This window comes from Caldimonas mangrovi (assembly GCF_023721835.1).
In the GTDB taxonomy this organism is placed as follows: domain Bacteria; phylum Pseudomonadota; class Gammaproteobacteria; order Burkholderiales; family Burkholderiaceae_C; genus Caldimonas; species Caldimonas mangrovi.
The window spans coordinates 203,744-219,744 of record NZ_JAMKFE010000004.1; the positions used below are offsets into that span (position 1 = coordinate 203,744).

The 16,001-nt window shown below is 68.5% G+C and carries 19 protein-coding genes; 13 read left to right on the top strand and 6 right to left on the bottom strand.

All coding sequences use genetic code 11. The features are described 5' to 3' along the window. Window positions 1-2 precede the first annotated feature (2 nt). Window positions 3-1,100 carry a substrate-binding domain-containing protein gene (locus M8A51_RS08370; protein ID WP_251777752.1) on the bottom strand — a complete coding sequence of 366 codons (1,098 nt, stop codon included), beginning with the start codon at window positions 1,098-1,100 and terminating at the stop codon, window positions 3-5. Between the two features lie 79 nt (window positions 1,101-1,179). On the opposite strand from M8A51_RS08370, the gene M8A51_RS08375 reads away from it, so the two are divergent. From M8A51_RS08375 to M8A51_RS08385, 3 genes are read left to right on the top strand one after another with little or no spacing between them, the layout of a single operon-like run. Further along, the gene (locus M8A51_RS08375) at window positions 1,180-1,893 is read left to right on the top strand and encodes an ABC transporter permease (RefSeq protein ID WP_251777753.1); all 714 of its coding nucleotides are present in this window, start codon (window positions 1,180-1,182) and stop codon (window positions 1,891-1,893) included. After that, window positions 1,890-2,666 (top strand): ATP-binding cassette domain-containing protein, encoded by a 777-nt coding sequence (locus tag M8A51_RS08380; protein ID WP_251777754.1) that lies wholly within the window; start codon window positions 1,890-1,892, stop codon window positions 2,664-2,666. Before M8A51_RS08375 ends, M8A51_RS08380 begins: the two co-directional genes overlap by 4 nt. Next, window positions 2,657-3,499 (top strand): substrate-binding domain-containing protein, encoded by an 843-nt coding sequence (locus M8A51_RS08385; protein WP_251777755.1) that lies wholly within the window; start codon window positions 2,657-2,659, stop codon window positions 3,497-3,499. The genes M8A51_RS08380 and M8A51_RS08385 overlap by 10 nt, the downstream gene beginning before the upstream one ends. An 18-nt stretch (window positions 3,500-3,517) precedes the next feature. Here the strand turns inward: M8A51_RS08385 and M8A51_RS08390 are convergent, their stop codons facing one another. The 3 genes from M8A51_RS08390 to M8A51_RS08400 all read right to left on the bottom strand — a co-directional run bounded on the left by M8A51_RS08390 (window position 3,518) and on the right by M8A51_RS08400 (window position 5,308). Beyond that, a complete protein-coding gene (locus M8A51_RS08390) occupies window positions 3,518-3,679 on the bottom strand; it encodes a hypothetical protein (protein ID WP_251777756.1) in 162 nt (53 codons plus the stop codon). Continuing rightward, on the bottom strand, window positions 3,624-4,091 hold the full coding sequence (locus tag M8A51_RS26485) for a DUF1003 domain-containing protein (protein WP_368408531.1): 468 nt from the start codon (window positions 4,089-4,091) through the stop codon (window positions 3,624-3,626). The genes M8A51_RS08390 and M8A51_RS26485 overlap by 56 nt, the downstream gene beginning before the upstream one ends. Window positions 4,092-4,183: 92 nt before the next feature. Further along, window positions 4,184-5,308, bottom strand: a complete 1,125-nt coding sequence (locus tag M8A51_RS08400) for a sigma-54-dependent Fis family transcriptional regulator (protein WP_251777757.1) — start codon at window positions 5,306-5,308, stop codon at window positions 4,184-4,186. Between the two features lie 304 nt (window positions 5,309-5,612). On the opposite strand from M8A51_RS08400, the gene M8A51_RS08405 reads away from it, so the two are divergent. From M8A51_RS08405 to M8A51_RS08425, 5 genes are all read left to right on the top strand, one after another. Beyond that, a complete protein-coding gene (locus tag M8A51_RS08405) occupies window positions 5,613-6,095 on the top strand; it encodes a 4Fe-4S dicluster domain-containing protein (protein ID WP_251777758.1) in 483 nt (160 codons plus the stop codon). Between the two features lie 27 nt (window positions 6,096-6,122). Then, the gene (locus M8A51_RS08410) at window positions 6,123-7,970 is read left to right on the top strand and encodes an aldehyde ferredoxin oxidoreductase family protein (RefSeq protein WP_251777759.1); all 1,848 of its coding nucleotides are present in this window, start codon (window positions 6,123-6,125) and stop codon (window positions 7,968-7,970) included. A gap of 140 nt (window positions 7,971-8,110) precedes the next feature. Continuing rightward, window positions 8,111-9,379: an NAD(P)/FAD-dependent oxidoreductase gene (locus tag M8A51_RS08415; RefSeq protein WP_251777760.1), complete on the top strand. Its 1,269-nt coding sequence runs from the start codon at window positions 8,111-8,113 to the stop codon at window positions 9,377-9,379. A gap of 9 nt (window positions 9,380-9,388) precedes the next feature. Continuing rightward, window positions 9,389-9,643, top strand: a complete 255-nt coding sequence (gene thiS / locus M8A51_RS08420) for a sulfur carrier protein ThiS (RefSeq protein WP_251777974.1) — start codon at window positions 9,389-9,391, stop codon at window positions 9,641-9,643. Continuing rightward, window positions 9,640-9,951: a hypothetical protein gene (locus M8A51_RS08425; RefSeq protein ID WP_251777761.1), complete on the top strand. Its 312-nt coding sequence runs from the start codon at window positions 9,640-9,642 to the stop codon at window positions 9,949-9,951. Before thiS ends, M8A51_RS08425 begins: the two co-directional genes overlap by 4 nt. A gap of 12 nt (window positions 9,952-9,963) precedes the next feature. Here the strand turns inward: M8A51_RS08425 and M8A51_RS08430 are convergent, their stop codons facing one another. After that, window positions 9,964-11,019, bottom strand: coding sequence for a GSU2403 family nucleotidyltransferase fold protein (locus M8A51_RS08430; protein WP_251777762.1), 1,056 nt, complete (start codon window positions 11,017-11,019; stop codon window positions 9,964-9,966). Window positions 11,020-11,212: 193 nt separating this feature from the next. Here M8A51_RS08430 and M8A51_RS08435 point away from each other — a divergent pair, with 193 nt between their 5' ends. From M8A51_RS08435 to M8A51_RS08445, 3 genes are all read left to right on the top strand, one after another. Then, window positions 11,213-11,515, top strand: coding sequence for a hypothetical protein (locus tag M8A51_RS08435; RefSeq protein WP_251777763.1), 303 nt, complete (start codon window positions 11,213-11,215; stop codon window positions 11,513-11,515). Between the two features lie 30 nt (window positions 11,516-11,545). After that, window positions 11,546-12,685, top strand: a complete 1,140-nt coding sequence (locus M8A51_RS08440; RefSeq protein ID WP_251777764.1) for a hypothetical protein — start codon at window positions 11,546-11,548, stop codon at window positions 12,683-12,685. Between the two features lie 145 nt (window positions 12,686-12,830). Beyond that, window positions 12,831-13,307, top strand: a complete 477-nt coding sequence (locus tag M8A51_RS08445; protein WP_251777765.1) for a LysR substrate-binding domain-containing protein — start codon at window positions 12,831-12,833, stop codon at window positions 13,305-13,307. Window positions 13,308-13,323: 16 nt separating this feature from the next. Here the strand turns inward: M8A51_RS08445 and M8A51_RS08450 are convergent, their stop codons facing one another. After that, window positions 13,324-14,346, bottom strand: coding sequence for a transglycosylase SLT domain-containing protein (locus tag M8A51_RS08450; protein ID WP_251777766.1), 1,023 nt, complete (start codon window positions 14,344-14,346; stop codon window positions 13,324-13,326). Between M8A51_RS08450 and M8A51_RS08455 the strand changes: the two genes are divergently transcribed. Beyond that, complete coding sequence (locus M8A51_RS08455; RefSeq protein WP_251777767.1) at window positions 14,333-14,626, top strand: hypothetical protein; 294 nt, start codon at window positions 14,333-14,335, stop codon at window positions 14,624-14,626. The two genes, M8A51_RS08450 and M8A51_RS08455, sit on opposite strands and share 14 nt — an antisense overlap. Window positions 14,627-14,715: 89 nt before the next feature. Then, window positions 14,716-15,840 carry a PEP-CTERM sorting domain-containing protein gene (locus tag M8A51_RS08460; RefSeq protein ID WP_251777768.1) on the top strand — a complete coding sequence of 375 codons (1,125 nt, stop codon included), beginning with the start codon at window positions 14,716-14,718 and terminating at the stop codon, window positions 15,838-15,840. Window positions 15,841-16,001 lie beyond the last annotated feature (161 nt).

Here is a 16,001-nt window from a genome sequence, read left to right on the forward strand (position 1 = left end):
GCTCAACCCTTGGGCTTGCGCCAGCTCCACCACGGCAGCACCTGCCGCAGCGACAGCACCTCGCCGCTGCGGGCCGGTGCATAGCCGGGCAGGGCGGCCAGCACCTGCTGCCACGCCTGGCTGCGCAGCAGCGCGCGCAGCTTCAGCACTTCGGGTTGCTCCAGGTGCGAGCGCAGCGTGGCCAGGAAGTACTGCTCGCGCGCCAGCTCGATGAACTCCAGCCCGCGCCGCCGCGCGGCCGGCTCGATGCCGAAGGACGCGTCCGCGCTGCCGCTCGCCACCGCTTCGGCCGCGGCCTCGTGCGAAGGCTCGGCGCGCTCCCAGGTGGCGAGGGCCGACGGCACCAGCCGCTGGCTCGCCAGCAACTGCTCGAGCACCACGCGCGTGCCGGTGCCGCGTGGCCGGTTCGCGAAGCGCAGGCCGGGCCGCGCCAGATCGGCCAGCGTCTGCAGCCCCAGCGGATTGCCGGCGGCGACGATCAGGCCCTGCGCGCGCTCGGCAAAACCGATCAGCTTGTGCATGCCGGGCTTGAACATCGGCCGGTACACCCGGGCGGTCGGCGAGCGCAGCGGCGACTCGACCAGCGCATGAAAACCCGCCATCAGGCAGCGCCCCTCGTTCAAGGCCGCCAGGGCATCGACGCTGCCGGTGAACTGGATGTCGAGGTGCAGGTTGTGCTGCGACGCCGCCATCTCGCGCAGCTTCGGCAACGCGGCGTCATGGCTGGCATAGACCGTCAGCACGCCGGCGTCGGCGTCGAAGGCCACCGCGAAGGCGCGCTCCAGCTCGCTGCGCAGGGCCTCGACCTGCGGCGCCAGGCGCGCCCGGGCGCGGCGCTCGGCCCACAGCAGCTTTTCGCCGAACGGTGCGAGCTGCGCGCGCTGGCCCTTGGCCCACAGCACCAGCGGTTGCCCGAGCTCCTGCTCCCAGCGCTTCAACTCGCCCCAGACGTGGCGGTACGACAAGTGCACCTCGCGCGCTGCGGCAGAGATGGAGCCGCTGCGATGGATGGCCTCCAGCAAGTGCAGCAGCGGGTGCTGCAGGTCGCCCGCGGCCGCGTTCTCGGGGCCGAGCGAGTAGGTGAGCTGGATCCTATGCATGCGTGTTCATATCGCCTGTTGACGAAGGCCCGCCTAGGATAGCCGCGGCCGCCCGGCATTTCCGGCGGTTGAGGGTCGCATGAATTCCTTCCTCGAAGCCTTCGGCAGCACCTTGCGCCTGCTCGTCACGCTCGATCCGCAATTGCTGCAGATCGCCGGGCTGTCGCTCAGCGTCAGCGCCATGGCCACCCTCATCGGTGCATCGGCCGGGCTGCTGCTGGGCGCCTGGATTGCAGTCAGCAGCTTTCCCGGCCGGCGCGCGCTGCTGGTGGTACTGAACACGCTGCTCGCGCTGCCGTCCGTCGTCGTCGGGCTGGTGATTTATCTGCTGCTGTCGCGTGCGGGGCCGCTCGGCACGCTCGGCATCCTGTTCACACCGTCGGCCATGGTGATCGCGCAGACGGTGCTGGTGCTGCCCATCGTCACCGCGCTGTCGCGCCAAGCCATCGAGGACGCGATGCGCGACCACGGCGAACAGCTGCGCTCGCTCGGCGCGGGGCGCCTCGGTTGCGCGCTGACCCTGCTGTGGGACGAGCGCATGGCGCTGCTGACGCTCGCGCTCGCGGCCTTCGGCCGGGCGGTGTCCGAGGTGGGCGCGGTGATGATCGTCGGCGGCAACATCGATGGCGTCACGCGTGTGATGACCACGGCCATCGCGCTGGAGACGAGCAAGGGTGATCTGCCGCTCGCGTTGGCGCTGGGCGTGGTGCTGCTGTCCATCGTGCTGGTGCTCAACGTGCTGATCGCCGTGCTGCGCGGCTGGCGGGCGCGCACCGACGAGGCCTACGCATGAAACACGCTGAATCGCATGCCGTGGCGCCGGCTTCCAAGCCCGCGGCCGCATCGAACCGGGCCGACTCGGTGGCGGCACCCGGTCCCTGCATCGAACTGCGCGGCGCAAGCGTGCGTTTCGGGCGCAAGCTCGCGCTGTGCGGCGCCGACGTGCGTGTGCAAGCGGGCGAGCGTATCGCGCTGGTCGGCGCCAACGGCAGCGGCAAGAGCACGCTGCTGCGCGCGCTGCACGGGCTGGTGCCGCTGGCCGAGGGCAGCCGCGATGTCGCGCCCGGCCTGCAGCTGGCCATGGTGTTCCAGCGGCCGTTCATGCTGCGGTTGTCGGCGCGTGCGAACGTCGAACTGGCGCTGTTCTTCGCCGGCGTGGCGCGAGCCGAGCGGCGCGAACGCGCCGAGGCGGCGCTGCGGCGCGTGGGCCTGGACGGCGAAGCGCGGCGCTCGGGGCGGGTGCTGTCCGGCGGCCAGCAGCAACGCCTCGCGCTCGCGCGCGCCTGGGCACTGCAGCCCGACGTGCTGCTGCTCGACGAGCCCACCGCCAGCCTCGACCCTACGGCCAAGCGCGAGGTCGAGGCGCTGGTCGAGGAGTTCACCCACGCCGGCATGACCCTGGTGATGAGCTCGCACAACCTGGGCCAGGTCAAGCGCCTGGCGGGCCGCGTGATCTATCTCGAACAAGGCCGCCTGCTGTGCGACGTGGACACCGGGCGCTTCTTTCACGGCGAGCTCCCGCGCGAAGCCGAACTCTTTCTCCGAGGAGAACTTCCATGGCGTTGACCCCGTCCCTGCGCCGCCGGGCGCTGCTGGCCTGCTGCGGCATGGTCCTCGCTGCGTCGAGCGTGGCAGTCCGCGCGCAGGAGCGCCACATCGTGATGGCCTCGACCACCTCGACCGAACAGTCGGGTCTGTTCGGCCATCTGTTGCCGGCCTTCAGGCAGGCGACCGGCATCGAGGTCCGCGTGGTGGCGCTCGGCACCGGCCAGGCCCTCGACATGGGCCGCCGCGGCGATGCCGACGTGGTGTTCGTGCACGACAGGGTGGCCGAGGAGAAGTTCGTCGGCGACGGCCACGGCCTGATGCGCCGGCCGGTCATGTACAACGACTTCGTCATCGTCGGCCCGCGGTCCGACCCGGCCGGCGTCCGAGGCCGGGACGTCGTGGCGGCGCTCGGCAGGCTGGCCGCCGGCAGCGCGGCCTTCGTCTCGCGCGGCGACAAGAGCGGCACCCACGCGGCCGAGCTGCGCTACTGGAAGGCCGCCGGCATCGACACGCCGGCGGGCAGGGCGCCCGGCTACAAGGAGTGCGGCTGCGGCATGGGCCCCGCGCTCAACATCGCTTCGTCGACCGACGCCTACGTGCTGACCGACCGCGGCACCTGGCTGTCGTTCAAGAACCGCGGCCAGCTGGCGGTGCTGGTCGAAGGCGACAAGCGCCTGTTCAATCAGTACGGCGTGATCGTCGTGAACCCGGCGAAGCACCCGCACGTCAAGCGCGACCTGGCCCAGGCCTTCGCCGACTGGGTCGTTTCGCCGAAGGGGCAGGCCACGATTGCCGACTACAAGATCAACGGCGAGCAGCTGTTCTTTCCCAACGCGAACGACGAGCGCTGAGCGGTGCAAAGCGAGGGCTTACGAGCGCGAATGGCCGGACGTGAGCCCGCGCGCGGCGGCCCGGTCGATCTGCTCGGCCGGCTTCTCGGGGCGGGTGGCCTGCTCCAGCACCGACAGCGCGCCGTCATCGTCGACGGGGATGTCGAGCTTGCGTGCGATGGCCGCCAGCAGCTGCAGCATCTTGGTGTTTTTCCTGTTCGCTCAGCAGGTTGATCTGCAGGTCCAGCGCGTTGCGCCGCTCTGCCACACGTGCATCGTCGTTCTGGCTGATCAGGACGAGGGTCGACAGAAAGATGGCCTCGAGCGACACCATCAGCGTGAGGAAGATGAACGGGTAGGGGTCCGGATGATCGGCGCCTGGCCAGACGTTCAGCGTGATCCAAGCCGCGAAGGCGAACGCGTGCAGCCAAATGAAAGGCATGGAGCCGCAGAACGTGGCAATGCGGCGCGCCAGGCGCTGCGAAAAGCTGGTGCCGGCGCGGGCCGCCTGGTCGAGCGCGACGATCGCTTCGACGTTGCGTTCGGTCAAGCGGCCGAGGCTGGCGGCGTTTCGGCCTCGATGGCCCTGTGAACGGCTCGCATGCTGAGTCATCGGTCTGCCGGCACGTCCTTCCTGCCCAGTGTGCCAACAGCTCAGCAAATCCCATTCCCGGTGGCCGGGTCTGGAGCGCCGACCGGCCGGTGCTATGGCGCCTGCGTGCTGTTACGCAGCTTGCGGTACAGCGTGTTGCGTCCGATGCCGAGCTGACGGGCCGCTTTGGAGACATTGCCGTTCGCCGCGTCGAGCGCCCGGCGGATGGTCGCCAGTTCCACGTCTTCCAGCCGTGCGGTCGGCGCGGCTTCGGGCCGGGCGGGAGGGCCTGACAGCGGCGAGGGGGCCGGCGCCGTGGCCGGCCACAGTGTCGGCCAGTTGAAATAGGCCCGCGCATACAACGGTGGCCCCGCCGCATCGGCATTGGCCGGTGGCAGGTGCAGTGGGGTGTCGTGGTGCCGGCGGCAGTGGTCGACGATGTGGGCCAGCGACACGCCGAACACCGGCTCCAGCCCGCGCATGCGCAGCGCCGCCGGGCTCATGCGCAACTGGTCGAGCGCACTGCGATTCGCACCCAGGATCTGCCCTTCCGGCGACAGCGCCACCATGCCTTCGCGCATCGTGCCGAGGTATTCCACGCGGTGGTGGAAGTGCAGCCGCAGCCCGTGGCGGAACCTGTCGGCGAACCACTGGTTTTCGATCATGCGTGCCGACATCGTCACCATCGCCAGCGTATGCGGGTGATAAGAGCGCTGGTCGCCTGACACGTCCAGCACGCCCAGCACCTTGCCGGCGTGGTCGAAGATCGGCGAGGCCGAGCAGGTCAGGAAACGGTTGGCGCGCACGAAGTGCTCGCTGCCGTGCACGAGTGTGGCGGCCTCGTCGAACAGCGCGGTGCCCACGGCGTTGGTGCCCTTGGTCGCTTCCGACCAGTTGACCCCCGGCGCCAGCGCGATCTGCTGCGCCCGTTCCATGAAGCCGTCGTCGCCCACGCTGTGCAGGATGGTGCCGTGCGTGTCGGTCAGCACGACCAGGCTGCGGGTGGAGACGATCTGCTCGAACAGCAGTTCCATCACCGGCGCCGCGTGCTCGAACAAGCGCCGGTTGCGCTCGCGCATGTCTCGCAAGGCGCCGGGCGAGACCGGGCTCAGGTCGGGCAGGCGGTTTTCTTCGACGCCCATGGCCTGGCAACGTGCATGCGACTGCGAGATGGACTGCGCGTGCGCCGGCGTGTGGGCCGGCAGGGCGGCAGCCTGCAAGGGCGTGGGGTGGGCCATCGGGGGGTCTCCGGCGTGGCCGCCTCGCGTGGGGCGGCTCTTGGACGCCGATGATGCGCCCTGGGCACCGCTTTGACGCTCCGGTGTTGCCAGTAATGCAGCCTGCCACTCGGACATTCCCTGGGCCGTTCTGGCGCACAGTGTTCCAGCTTGGCGCAACCGGCGCTTTCAAGGCCGTTTTATTAGGGGTTACGCCTAAGTTTCCCGGCCGCGCACCTAGGAACAACATTTCATAGCCCGCCGCGCAGGCCTTGTCCTGCCCGGCCACGCACGAACCCCACACCAGCCAACCGAAAGGCCAGCCATGCAAAAGGTTCTGCACATCAACCCCGAGAAGTGCACCGGCTGCCTGCAGTGCGAAATGGCCTGCAGCTACGAGAACTACGGTGTCTACGCCACCGCCAAGTCGCGCATCAAAGTGTTCGACTTCCATGACACCGGCCGCAAGGTGCCCTACACCTGCACCCAGTGCGACGAAGCCTGGTGCCTGCACGCCTGCCCGGTGGAGGCCATCACCATCAATGCCTTGACGGGCGCCAAGGTGGTCAACGACAGCACCTGCGTGGGCTGCAAGGTGTGCACCATCGCCTGCCCGTTCGGCACCGTGAACTACGTGCAGGAGACCGGCAAGGTGCAGAAATGCGACCTGTGCGGCGGCGCGCCCGCCTGCGTCGAAGCCTGCCCCACCACCGCCATCACGTATGTGGACGCCAACTGGACCGGGCTGGACCGCATGCGCGCCTGGGCCGGCAAGCTGGGCAACCATGCCGCCAACCCCGCCGCCTGACGCGACCGCACTTCAAGGAGAAGCACCATGTCCTGGGCCGGCAAGATCCTGCGCGTGAACCTCACCACCGGCGAGGTGAAAAGCGAACCGTTGAACATGGAATGGGCCCGCGCCTACCTCGGCTCGCGCGGCCTGGCCACCAAATACCTCACCAGCGAGATCGACCCGAAGGTCGACCCGCTGTCCACCGAGAACAAGATCATCTGGTCGACCGGGCCGCTGACCGGCACCATGGCGTCCACCGGCGGGCGCTACACGGTGGTGACCAAGGGCCCGCTGACCGGTGCCATCGCGTGCTCCAACTCCGGCGGGTATTGGGGCGCCGAACTCAAGATGGCCGGCTGGGACATGGTCATCTTCGAGGGCGCGTCGCCCCGGCCGGTGTTCCTGTACATCGAGGACGACAAGGTGGAACTGCGCGACGCCGCGCACCTGTGGGGCAAGTCGGTGTGGGAGACCGAAGGCACGCTGAAGAAGGAGTTGCAGGACCCGCTGGTGCGCGTGTCGTGCATCGGCAAGGCGGGCGAGCAGCAGGTGCTGTTCGCCGCCGTGGTGAACGACCTGCACCGAGCGGCCGGCCGCTCGGGCGTGGGCGCGGTGATGGGTGCCAAGAACCTCAAGGCCATCGCCGTGCGCGGCACCCAGGGCGTGGGCAACATCGCCGACCCGAAGGAATTCATGAAGGTCACCTTCGAGAAGAAGAAGGTGCTGGCCGACAACGCCGTCACCGGCCAGGGCCTGCCGGCCTATGGCACACAGGTGCTGATGAACGTCATCAACGAAGTGGGCGCGCTGCCGACGCGCAACCACCGCGACAGCCAGTTCGAAGGCGCCAAGGACATCTCGGCCGAAGCCATGGCCGTGCCGCGCAAGACCGACGGCAAGCCCCACCTGGTGACCAACCAGGCCTGCTTCGGCTGCACCATCGCCTGCGGGCGCATCAGCAAGATCGACGAAAAGCACTTCAGCGTCGAGAACAAGCCGCAGTACTGGGGAGCCTCGGGCGGCTTGGAATACGAAGCCGCCTGGGCGCTGGGCGCCGCCAACGGCGTCAACGACCTGGAAGTGCTGCAATACGCCAACCTGCTGTGCAATGAAGAGGGCATGGACCCGATCTCGTTCGGCGCCACCGTGGGCGCCGTGATGGAGCTGTACGAGATGGGCGTGCTGACGAAGGAGCAGCTCGGCATCGAGGCACCATTCGGCTCGGCTCGGGCGCTGGCCTACTTTGCGGAGATCACCGCCCGCGGCGAAGGCTTCGGCAAGGAGATCGGGCAGGGCTCGAAGCGCCTGACCGCCAAGTACGGCCACCCCGACCTGACGATGAGCGTGAAGGGCCAGGAGTTCCCGGCCTACGACGCGCGCGGCATCCAGGGCATGGGCCTGGCCTATGCCACCAGCAACCGCGGTGCATGCCATTTGCGCGGCTACACCGTCGCATCCGAAGTGCTGGGCATCCCGGTCAAGACCGACCCGCTCACCGCCGACGGCAAGCCCGAGCTGGTGAAGGCCTTCCAGGACGCCACCGCCGTGTTCGACTCGGCCGGCATCTGCATCTTCACCAGCTTCGCGTGGACGCTGTCCGACGTGCAGCCGCAGGTGGCCGCGGCCTGCGGCGCCGAGTTCACGATGGACAACCTGAACACCATCGGTGAACGCATCTGGAACATGGAGCGCGACTTCAACAACCAGGCCGGCTTCACCGCCCAGGACGACATGCTGCCCAAGCGCCTGTTGACCGAAGGCGCCAAGAGCGGCCCGGCCAAGGGGCTGACCAGCAAGCTGGGCGAGATGCTGCCCAAGTACTACGAAGCGCGCGGCTGGGACGCCAACGGCCAGCTCAAGCCCGAGACCCGCACCCGCCTCGGGCTGTGATGGCCCACCCCCTACGCGCTTCGCGCGCCCCCTCCAGGGGGCGACACCAGCGGACCGGCAAAGCCGGATCCGCGGCGTCACTCGGGCGATAGCGCCTCGGTGTGCCCGCGCGTTGTTGAAGCGCGCGGTGGAGACCAGCAATGAAGAGACATGTGATCCTGGGTGCCGGCCCGGCCGGCGTGATCGCCGCCGAGACGCTGCGCAAGCACGCGCCCGACGATGCCATCGTCGTGATCGGCGACGAGCCCGAGCCGCCGTATTCGCGCATGGCCATCCCCTACCTGCTGGTGGGCCGCATCGACGAGCGCGGCACCTATTTGCGCAAGCACCCGGCGCACTACGACAACCTGCGCCTCGACGTGCGCCGCCAGCGCGCCAAGCGCGTCGACGTGCCCGCGCGGGCCGTGGTGCTCGACGACAACACCGCGATCCACTTCGACACGCTGCTGGTCGCCACCGGCTCCCGGCCGGTGCGCCCGCCCATCCGTGGCATGGACCTGGCCCAGGTGCACCCCTGCTGGACGCTCGAAGACGCCCGTGCCATCCAGCGCCTGGCCACGCCCGGCGCGCGCGTGCTGCAGATGGGGGCCGGCTTCATCGGCTGCATCATCCTGGAGGCGCTCGCCGCGCGCGGCGTGCAACTGACCGTGGTGGAAATGGGCGACCGCATGGTGCCGCGCATGATGGGCCCCACCGCCGGCGGCATGATCAAGCGCTGGTGCGAGCACAAGGGCGTGCGCGTGCTGACCGGCACCCGCGTGGAAGCCATCGAAAGCGGCACGCCGCTGTCGGTGCGCCTGTCCAACGGCCTGCACGAAAGCTTCGACCTCGTCATCAGCGCCACCGGCGTGAAGCCGAGCATCGGCTTCCTCGAGAACTCGGGCGTGCAGTGCCTGCAAGGCGTGCTGACCGACGAGCACATGCAGACCAACGTGCCGGGCATCTACGCGGCCGGCGACTGTGCCGAGGCCTACGACCTGGTCAGCGGCAAGACCATCGTCAGCGCCATCCAGCCCAACGCCGCCGACCAGGCCTACGTGGCGGCGGTGAACATGGCCGGCCGGCCCGCGGTGCTGAAAGGCGTGACCCAGATCAACGTGCTCGACACGCTGGGGCTCATTTCCGCCAGCTTCGGCGACTGGCAGGGCGTGCCCGGCGGCCAGCACGCGGAGCTGACCGACGAAAACGCCTTCCGCCATCTGAGCCTGCAGTTCGACGGCGACCGGCTGGTGGGCTGCAACAGCATCGGCTGGACCGACCACGTGGGCGTGATGCGCGGGCTGGTGGAGGGCCGCGTGCCCCTGGGCGACTGGAAAGACCGGCTGCTGCACGACCCGACCCGCCTGATGGAGGCCTACCTGGCCCGCGCGCAGGCGCAAGACCGGTGGTCCGCCGCCAAGGTGGCCTGACCCATGGACATGAAGATCACGTTCAAGCTCTACGCCACGTTGACCGACTACCTGCCCGCGCACTCGCGCATCGGCAACGTGGTCGACCTGGAAGTGCCCGAAGGCGCCACCATCGAGCAGGTGACCGAGCCCTTCAACCTGCCGCGCCAGCTGGTGCACCTGGTGCTGGTGAACGGCCATTACATCGCGCCCGAGCAGCGCGCCGGGCACCGGCTGCAGGAAGGCGACGTGCTGGCGATCTGGCCGCCCATAGCCGGTGGATGAGCAAGGCGGACGAGGGCACCTGCCCGCCCACTTTCGAGCGTGAGATGGGCTGCACCGAAGCCGAGTGGCTGCGATGGCTGCCCGGCGCGGTGAGAGGTGCACCGCTGCAAGTGGAGACCGGCCGTGCGCAGGTGACGCTGGGGCCGGGGCGGCTCGCCTTGCAGTGGCAGGTGCTGACGCCCCGGGTGATGGCGCTGGTGCGCATTCCGCGGCTGCACGTGAGCTTTTGCTTCGAGGGCGTGGCGCCGGCTGAGCGTGACGCGTTCATGCGCTATTTCGACCTGCATACGCGCCGGGGTGGCGGGTAGCCCGCGGCCGGATCAGCGTGTGCGCGTGCGCCGGCCGGCCGGCATTTCGCGTGCGATGTCCTGCGTCACGGCTTCGGCCTGTTTGCGCACCTCGGCCGGGAACATGTGGATGTCCTCAAAGCGCAGCTGCGGCAGCCGTTCTTCGATCAGCTCGATGACCGCGCGCGCTTGCATGCCGTCCCGCTGGCGCTTGCGCGCCTCGCGTTCCTTGTCTTGCGCCATCCATAGCTTGAACAACGCGAAGGCCCGCGGGTCGACCGTGTGCATGCGGGCCATGCCGCCTGTTTCCGAGACGATCACCTCACTGAACTTCGGCGCACTGAGCAGCCAGTCGGAGTTGCGCGCCTGTACCGCCCAGAAGTCGTCGGCGCCCGGTTTCAACTGGCGCGGCTGCTCGTCGCTTCCGGGCCCGAGCCTGCGCAGGATGTCGATCTCGTAGCCCTTGCTGTTGACGGCGGTGTACAGCTGGTCTCGACGCAGCTCGAACGTCGGGTCCACCTTGCGCAACAGCCCCAGCATGCCTTCGGCCAGCGGCCCTTCCTGCACCGCCAGGCTCAGGGTCTTGCGGTTGTCCCACAGCAGGTCGAGGTCTTGTGTGGCGAGGATGGTCTGGTCGAGACGCACGCCCGCGGCCGTTTCGTACGCATAGAGCGCGTTGGTGCCGATGACGATGAACTGGCTCGACAACCCCGATGCTTCCACCGCGGCCAACAATTCGACAATGATCCGGGGTGTGCGGCCGACATACAAGGCGCGGTTGACCCGTTCATGGCGCTTGATTGCGTCGCGCAGACCGGACGCTATTTCGGCAACCCGTTGTTTGCCGCCGACGAACTTGTCGTAGATGGCTTCGGTTTCCGGGCTGCGCCGGCCCAGGCCTTTCTGCGCCCCGCCAGGGCTCGTACGTACCAGATACTGGTGTCCCTTGGACGTGCGCCACACCATGCCGCCGCGAAACTCGTTCTGTCGTGGGCGCAATTGCTCCAGAGCCGTGAACGCCTGCCGGGCGTCGATGTACTGACGCATGGCGCCTTCAGGCAAGGTGATGGTTTCAAAGTTGATCAGCATTTCTGCAATTTACTTTGAAACTTCTTTCAAATCAACAACATAGATGATCCATTTGGGTGTGGTCGGCGCGATCTCCGCGTCTGGATCGGCGCAATGCGTGCACCCGTCATGCCCACATTCACATCCACCAGGGTGGAGGACGGAGCAACAGCGCCCTACACTCCCACCCATGAATGGTGGGCTCGAGCGGAGCGTGGTCAACGCGACGGCCCGGTTCATCGGCAAGGCTCGCCGACGCGTGGCTGCCACGCTGCGCGAACTGTGCGTCTTCCCGGAAGACGAGAAAAGCATCCTCATCGTGTTCGACGACGACGAAAGCTACTACGCCTACGTCTCGGCCTACTATGAAGAAGAGGGCGACTTCGCTGGGCCTCGACCTGGGCGGCCATGTCTGCGCGTTGCTGCAGCGCGAGGCGTCCGACCGGTGGGCGCCGCGGTCCCGTCAGCCGGAGGGCGAGGCCGCTGCCGCCATCCATCGACCCGCGTGGTTCCGTGACCCCACCCGCGCACCGCGCGATGCCGACGCATGAACCCGTACGACGACCCCGACTTCGACCTGCCCGCGCCCGACATTTCGCGCGAGGAATTCCTGGCCTGGCGCGCCCCGCGCTACGGCACGCGGCACCCCACCGACTTCAGCAACCCCTTGTGGGCGTGGCTGGTGCGGTCTCGGCTGTACGCCTACACCGCCAATGAGCGGTTCAAGGGCCCCAGCTCGTTCACCGCCGGGCCGATGTGGTGCTTCCATCGCTTCGGCACCAGCCGTACGGTGCTGCCCGATGGCCGCACCGTGTATGTCGCGGGCGAGCACGAGGACTACTACGACCCCGACTTCTACATCTACAACGACGTGATCGTCGAGCACCCGGATGGCAACCTCACCATCCTGGGCTACCCGCGTGAGGACTTCCCGCCCACCGACTTCCACTCGGCCACGCTGGTGGGCGACCGGCTCGTCCTGATCGGCAACCTGGGCTATTTGGACGACCGGCGCCCCGGCGACACCCCGGTGCTGGAGCTCGACCTGTCGACGTTCGAGGTGCGCCGCCTGCGCACACAGGGCGAAGGGCCGGGCTGGATCTCGCGCCACACCGCGAGGTACGAGCCCGACACCGGGCAGGTCGTGATTCAGGGCGGCGAGGTCTACACCGGGGCCGACGAGCCCATGCGGGCCAGCACCGACGAGTGGGCGCTCGACGTGTCGACGTGGCGATGGCAGCGCCGCACGCTGCGCGAGTGGCCCCAGTTCTGGTTCACGCGCGCCGACCGGCAGCGCAACCACCTGTGGAATCTGCGTCAGTTGGCCTGGTACCAGTCCGTCAACTGGGAGAAGGAGGTGAACGAAGAACGGGCCCGGCTGACCGAGGGCCTGGGCTTCGTGCCTGACCCCGCCTTGCTGGAGCGGCTCTACCAGCCCTGGCCGGATGCCGAAGCACTGGCCGTGGACGAGGACGCGTTCGGCATCCACGAAACGCGCATCGACGGCGCCGTGGTGCGCTTCGACGAAAGCGATGGGCTCGGGGTGCGGGTGGTCGTGCAGGGCAGGTTGGCGGGTGAGCGCATCGAAGCGTTGAAGCAAGGCCTGATCGACACCCTGCGTGCCATTGAAGGGGTCGACTGGGAAGTGGCAACCCTGGCGGACGAGAGATCCGGCGAGTCGGCGTGAACGCCCGCGCCGGGCGGCGGCACACTTTCGGTTGCCGGGCCGGGGACCGCCTGGCGATGCCGTGTGCGTTTCGCTGCACGCGGCCGAGCATGCGCACGGCCTTCATGTGATTGCATGCGAAACGGGCGCTTGCTGGAGACGCCAGATGCAAGCGGTGGAAGGTGCGTTGATGTGGCTGGTGCCGCGGCTGGGTGCTTTCAACCAGGTCCATCCGGGCATCCAGCTGCGCGTGAAGGCCGAGTTCCACCACCTGGAGGCCGAGGCCATGCGCCGCGAGCGTACCCACCTGGCGATCCGCTACGACGTGGCAGCCTACCCGGGGTTCGACACGGTGGCACTGATGGACGAATGGCTGCTGCCGGTCGGCAGCCCGGACTTCTTCGCCAGGCATCCGCCCGACGAACTGCTGCAGCGGTCAGATGGCCGCCGCATCCTGAACGATGCCTCGCCTTGGGACGGTGCGCCACCTTATGTGGAATGGACCAGGGTGCCTGCTCGTGCGCGCTACATGCTGCTGTCGCTGCCCGATACGCCGCGGTCGCCTGCCGCGCAGGTGTTTGCCGAGTGGCTGCGGGAGCAGTGCGCCCGCGAGGGGAGGCACGACGCTCCCGCGCTGTCGTAGCGCTCGGCACGGCCGCTCAGAGCCCTGACTTCTCGGCGGCCTGGAGCACCTTGTCGACGTAGGTCGGGTCGCCGGTGCCCTTCGGCGTGGCGCGGAAGTCGTTCGGGTCGACCCCGTTCGGCCCCGAGTTGTAGGCGCGCAAGGCGGCCTCGGTGCTGCCGAACTGGGCCTTCAGCTCCTTCATGTACATCGCGCCAGCCATGATGTTGTCGCCCGCGTTCGAGACGTCGCCGCCGCCATACGTCTCGAACTCGTGCGGCCCGACCTGCATCAGACCGCCGTTCGGCGTTCCGGGCCGCCCCTTGGACTCCTGCCAGATCATGCCGGCCAGGATGGAGGGGTCGATGCCGCTTGCGTCCGATGCGCGCTGGATCTCGCGGCCGTAGGTGCTTGCGATCTGGCTGGGCGACAGGTCGCCGCCACTGCCCACGTCCGGTATCGAGAACTGCGGGGTGGTGCCGGCAGCGCCGGCTTGGGCGGGCGCCTGGTCGCCGGGTGTGGCCGGTGAGGTGGCAGGCTCCGCAGGCGTCGGGGCGTGCGTGGCTTCGGCAGGGCGAGTGCTCGGGGTGGTCGGCGTACCAGGCGACTCGGCACCGGGTGACGGGGGCGTCGGCCCTGCGGAGGCGGGCGCTCCAGGTTGGCCCAGCCCCTGGCCGACGCCCTGCGCGGTGGGCGTGGCCAGGAGCGGCTGCTCGGCGCCGGGCTGCAGAACGTCCGCCACGGTCTTCATCAGCGTGCCGAGCATCTGCAGCAGCGCGGCCTGCAACGCCAGGTTCTGCTTGCCGGCTGCCGGGTCTTGCTGCGGCCCCGCCGCACCAGCGCCTGCGGTGCCTTCCTGGCCGCCGCCGAGCAGCTTGGCTGCATTGCCGAGCACCTGCATCAACAGCGAGGCCAGGGGCTGCAGCAGGTCGCTGCCGGTGTTCGACGCGCCGCCGCTGGGGGGCTGCACCGCCTGTGTCATCAGATCGAGCATGTCCGTGATGCGACGCACCATGTTCGCGCCGCCGGGGCCGCCGATCGCTTCGATGGAGTTCGACATCGATGGCTCTCCTGTGTTCTATGGGTTCGCGCGCCAGTTCGCACGCCATGGCACTGTGTCGCGCCGCCCGGCCTGCAGGCCCACGGGAGGCGAAGGCCTGTCTCTGCGCGCGAACCGCCGTCGGCACCGAGGCCGCCGAGCGCGCTTCGAGCCCGGGCCGCCATTCTGGCCAGCCCTCGCGACAACACAGTGGGCCTATGAAGCGTTGAAGCAAGGTTTGCTGAATGTGCTTCCGGCGATCGAAGGCGTCGACGGGGAGGTTGCAATCGATGACAAATGAGTGCGCGTGCCCCCCGCGTTCCAGGGGGCACGGCACGCCGCCTATGACATAGCTTTGGGCACATGGCGCCGTCGCTACAGGAGAACCTCATGTCCCGCTTCCGCCCCGTTCTTGCGTCGGCCACCCTCGCTGTCGGCTTGGGATTGTTCGGCGCCCCGCTGCCGCAGGCGAGCGCCGCCGCGGCACCGCGATACACCGCTGACGTCATCGGAGAATCGGGCCCTCGTGCGATCGGGTCGGCCCTCAACGAAGAGGGGCAGGTGACCGGGTGGCTCGAAGCAGGGCCAGGATCTGCCCAGCAGGCCTTTGTCTGGGGCCGTCAAACCGGCCTGCTCGGCCTCGGCACCCTGGGTGGAACCAGCAGCATGGCACGGGACATCAACGACCGCGGCCAGATCGTCGGCAGCTACCAGCTGGCCAATGGCCGCAGCCACGCTTTCATCTACGATCAGGGGGCCGTGCGAGCCCTCGACACGCCGGGCGCTTTGAGTTCCTGGGCAAACGGCATCAACGCCGGCGGCCAGATGACGGGAACAGTCGAGCTGGCCGATGGCGTCCCGCGGCCGTTCGTCCACGACGGCAGCACCATGCAGATCGTCGACGGGACCGATTGCTGCCATCGCGCGAACGCTATCAACGACCTCGGCGACATCGTCGGCAGCAGCCAAGCGTCGGTCTGGTCCTACCCCAACGCGTTCGCATATCGCGGCGGCCAGTTCACCAATCTGGGCACACTGCCGGGCGGGATGATGAGTTGGGCGTACGACATCAACAACCGAGGGCAGGTCGTCGGCACGGCCGAATACGGCGACCTCTTCGGCTTCATCTGGAACCCCGAATCCCAGCAGATGCACAGAATCGACTCGTTCGAGGCGGGCGTCTTGACGCGCAGCGCAATGGCGATCAACGAGCACGGTGATGTGGTGGGCCGGTTGACCGACCATTCAGGGGCACGCGACGGCGCTTACTTGTTGAGCGACGGCAAGGTGGTCGACCTGCAAGGGCTGCTGGACCCCACCGTGAGTGCCCGGTGGGTGCTCAACGACGCGTACGACATCAACGATCGCGGCCAGATCCTGGTGTCTGCCTATGACCCCTCGTCCTGGGACTACCGCACCTTGCTGCTGACACCGGTGCCCGAGCCCGAGACCGTCGTGCTGATGTCGGCGGGCCTGCTGTTGCTCGGGCTCAAAGCGAGACGCCGGGCCGGCTGAGCCGGCCCATGGCGGTGCCCACAAAGCGGCACTCGCATGTGAGGGCGTCTGCCGGAATGGTGGGGAGACAGTGGCAAACTTCCCCGATGCATCCCAAAAATTTCGAGGTGAAAGACGATACGGCGAGACGCTTGTTCGCCGAGTCCATCGGCGATGAGCGT

Bases quoted from the DNA above. Each gene is read 5' to 3' on its own strand.
- M8A51_RS08370 (WP_251777752.1), bottom strand. From the start codon at position 1,100: ATGCATAGGATCCAGCTCACCTACTCGCTCGGCCCCGAGAACGCGGCC.
- M8A51_RS08375 (WP_251777753.1), top strand. From the start codon at position 1,180: ATGAATTCCTTCCTCGAAGCCTTCGGCAGCACCTTGCGCCTGCTCGTC.
- M8A51_RS08380 (WP_251777754.1), top strand. From the start codon at position 1,890: ATGAAACACGCTGAATCGCATGCCGTGGCGCCGGCTTCCAAGCCCGCG.
- M8A51_RS08385 (WP_251777755.1), top strand. From the start codon at position 2,657: ATGGCGTTGACCCCGTCCCTGCGCCGCCGGGCGCTGCTGGCCTGCTGC.
- M8A51_RS08390 (WP_251777756.1), bottom strand. From the start codon at position 3,679: ATGCTGCAGCTGCTGGCGGCCATCGCACGCAAGCTCGACATCCCCGTC.
- M8A51_RS26485 (WP_368408531.1), bottom strand. From the start codon at position 4,091: ATGACTCAGCATGCGAGCCGTTCACAGGGCCATCGAGGCCGAAACGCC.
- M8A51_RS08400 (WP_251777757.1), bottom strand. From the start codon at position 5,308: ATGGCCCACCCCACGCCCTTGCAGGCTGCCGCCCTGCCGGCCCACACG.
- M8A51_RS08405 (WP_251777758.1), top strand. From the start codon at position 5,613: ATGCAAAAGGTTCTGCACATCAACCCCGAGAAGTGCACCGGCTGCCTG.
- M8A51_RS08410 (WP_251777759.1), top strand. From the start codon at position 6,123: ATGTCCTGGGCCGGCAAGATCCTGCGCGTGAACCTCACCACCGGCGAG.
- M8A51_RS08415 (WP_251777760.1), top strand. From the start codon at position 8,111: ATGAAGAGACATGTGATCCTGGGTGCCGGCCCGGCCGGCGTGATCGCC.
- thiS (WP_251777974.1), top strand. From the start codon at position 9,389: ATGAAGATCACGTTCAAGCTCTACGCCACGTTGACCGACTACCTGCCC.
- M8A51_RS08425 (WP_251777761.1), top strand. From the start codon at position 9,640: ATGAGCAAGGCGGACGAGGGCACCTGCCCGCCCACTTTCGAGCGTGAG.
- M8A51_RS08430 (WP_251777762.1), bottom strand. From the start codon at position 11,019: ATGCTGATCAACTTTGAAACCATCACCTTGCCTGAAGGCGCCATGCGT.
- M8A51_RS08440 (WP_251777764.1), top strand. From the start codon at position 11,546: ATGAACCCGTACGACGACCCCGACTTCGACCTGCCCGCGCCCGACATT.
- M8A51_RS08445 (WP_251777765.1), top strand. From the start codon at position 12,831: ATGCAAGCGGTGGAAGGTGCGTTGATGTGGCTGGTGCCGCGGCTGGGT.
- M8A51_RS08455 (WP_251777767.1), top strand. From the start codon at position 14,333: ATGGAGTTCGACATCGATGGCTCTCCTGTGTTCTATGGGTTCGCGCGC.
- M8A51_RS08450 (WP_251777766.1), bottom strand. From the start codon at position 14,346: ATGTCGAACTCCATCGAAGCGATCGGCGGCCCCGGCGGCGCGAACATG.
- M8A51_RS08460 (WP_251777768.1), top strand. From the start codon at position 14,716: ATGTCCCGCTTCCGCCCCGTTCTTGCGTCGGCCACCCTCGCTGTCGGC.